The 2,497-nt window shown below is 43.8% G+C and carries 1 protein-coding gene; it reads right to left on the reverse strand.

Features of this window, described 5'->3' with window-relative positions; all coding sequences use genetic code 11:
* Positions 1-117: 117 nt before the first annotated feature.
* Positions 118-1,920 carry a reverse transcriptase domain-containing protein gene (locus tag DWW23_RS26275; RefSeq protein ID WP_008646012.1) on the reverse strand — a complete coding sequence of 601 codons (1,803 nt, stop codon included), beginning with the start codon at positions 1,918-1,920 and terminating at the stop codon, positions 118-120.
* Between the last annotated feature and the right edge of the window lie 577 nt (positions 1,921-2,497).

Here is a 2,497-nt window from a genome sequence, read left to right on the forward strand (position 1 = left end):
CCACAGGCTAAGCGCAAAGCGCCTTGCCGTCCTTTCGGACGGTAGGTTTCTAAACGCTCGCCACCGAACCGTACGTACACGTCTCCATGTATACGGCTCTCCATGGTTATTTTCAGTCTATTTCTTTTCATGAATCTTACGATAACAATTTTCACATACTGCTATTGTTTTTCTCTGTCTGGCAATCATGAAGCGTTCCCACTCCTGTTTGCCTTTCAGGTCTTTTAGCTTGCGGACATGCACCATTCTAAGGTTGTCCTCCGCTCCGCAATATTCACATTCACGGGCTTTCAACCGAGCCATAAGGCTGGTACTTTCAGTCCCGCGATAACTGGGCATGATATGCGCATTGTCAATACGCGCGTCTTTTCTCTGCTTGAACCCTCCATGATAAATAGTACGTTCCAACATTTCGCCCTTGTTGTTTTCATACCTTACTGTAAAGACTTTATTCCGGCAATATTTACGGATTATTTTCCTTACGGTTGATTCATACTTGGATGATAATGTTTTATACATACTCTCTTTCATGTAGTAATAGAAACTATTGAGAATGTTGACATTGTTTGCAATACAGTAGTAGTTATAGATTCCCCGAATTTCCGAATTGTATCGGTTGAGTATTTCAAGGTCATCATTACTACGGAGATACGGGCGTGAGGTCGATTCCCATGCTTCCTTGCCATTCTTGATTATTATGCGCATCGCATTATAGTCAAGCAGTTTCTTTCTCATAACCTCATAAGGCAGGAGAAGAACCACTTTATGGTCAAGTGAGCGTATGGGGATTCCTCTGAAATCCTTTCTCGTCTTGTCCGTACTGCGGACTGTAACATCAAAGCCGAGAAATTTGGCTGCGTCGTGTGAGTTGGTGATTAACGTCTTTTCATCCGAAAGTTCGAGTTTCAACGTATCTTGCAGAAAGGTCTTAATGTCCCCCTTTGCTTTTACACAGTCCTCTTTACTTCCGATTACGCAAATCAGAAAATCATCGGCATAGCGTACATACCTCATGCGTTTGAAGTTTTCGTCCATGTCAAGAGTTGCAGGAAGTTGTTGCATCTCACGGTGGAGAATGGCTATCTCCCTGCGCAATGCTTCTTTCTTCTGCTCGTCTGTTTCATTCTTCAGTTTCTTTACACGTTTGTCCTTACGATTTGCAACCCTTTTATATTCGGGGTTGCGTACACGTGCTTTACCTTTATTGAAGACGTTTATGTAGTTCCGCATAAATTTATCGAGTTTGTCAAGATAAATATTCGCCAAAATCGGACTTATTATGCCTCCCTGCGGTGTTCCGATATAGGAATTTTTGTACTCCCATTGTTCCATGTAGCCTGCTTTGAGGAATTTACGTATCAGTCGCAGGAAACGCTCGTCATTGATTCTTTCAGCAAGGATTCCGATTAAAACATCATGGTTGATGTTGTCAAAGAAACCCTTGATGTCTCCCTCGATGAACCAACGTGCTCCCGTACCTCCCTTTTGTAAGGAAGCCATAGCCGTATGACAGCCACGGTGTGGTCTGAATCCATGCGAGCAGTCTTCAAAATGACCTTCGTAGATGGATTCAAGAATCATCCTTACAACTTCCTGTACAAGTTTGTCCTTAAAGGCTGGTATGCCTAAAGGACGTTGCTTGCCATTCTTTTTGGGAATGTAAATTCTCCGTGCAGGGCACGGACGGTAACTTTCGTCTTTCAACTGTCCAATGATAGAGTGAATGTGCTTTATGCTCATTCCGTCTATGGTCTGCCCGTCTGTGCCTTTCGTATAGTTGCCCGCATTCTGCGACAACTTTTGATAGGCAAGTGCGTACAGATTTTCATTGAACAGCAGTCGGTAAAGCCGTTCAAACTTGTAATTAGGGTCTTGGCTGTGCCCAGCCAGACTGTTTAATACATTTGCTGAATCTCTCATAATGTCTCACACATCATTCGTTAAACATATTAAATAATAACTCACTGTCTCCCTTCGCCATGTACAAGGCTTTCCCTTGCTCGGACTACTACGGAGACTCTGTTGTCATATAGGATATTCAGGGGGCAAACCCCATAGCCTTTCGGCATTCCTACTTAGACAATCCCCATTTAGACATATAGTAACATAGCTCAATAGATTGTCGGATGCGATTTTCGTCCTTTTCCGCTTATTGCGGCTGTTCTGCAATCGGTTTTCGGCTCTCGTACTTGAGGTAGGAAAGTAGAAGTATTGCAGCCCGACGTTTGTAACTATCTTCCGTCGGGGTTTACCAACTAACAACTCGGACTGTCGTTCAAACAGTATAGTCTTCATCCTCATATCTATCATTTCATTTAGACATTCAGTAGCAGCATGATAGTTAGCTGACTTATGCCGTTTCCAACATGCGACACTCCCCACCGCCTTTCGGCTAAGTGGATAAGTTGGCTAATGACCGGCGTTGAAAACCCTTGCCGGGTAGGTTGCTAAGCCTACATTTACTATATGCCCTTATGGGCGCAGCACCTCGTGGTCG

Source organism: Parabacteroides sp. AF14-59, from assembly GCF_003479515.1.
GTDB lineage: Bacteria > Bacteroidota > Bacteroidia > Bacteroidales > Tannerellaceae > Parabacteroides > Parabacteroides faecis.

What these genes read in the sequence shown, in the direction of transcription:
- DWW23_RS26275 (WP_008646012.1), bottom strand. Translation starts at nt 1,920, where the DNA reads ATGAGAGATTCAGCAAATGTATTAAACAGTCTGGCTGGGCACAGCCAA.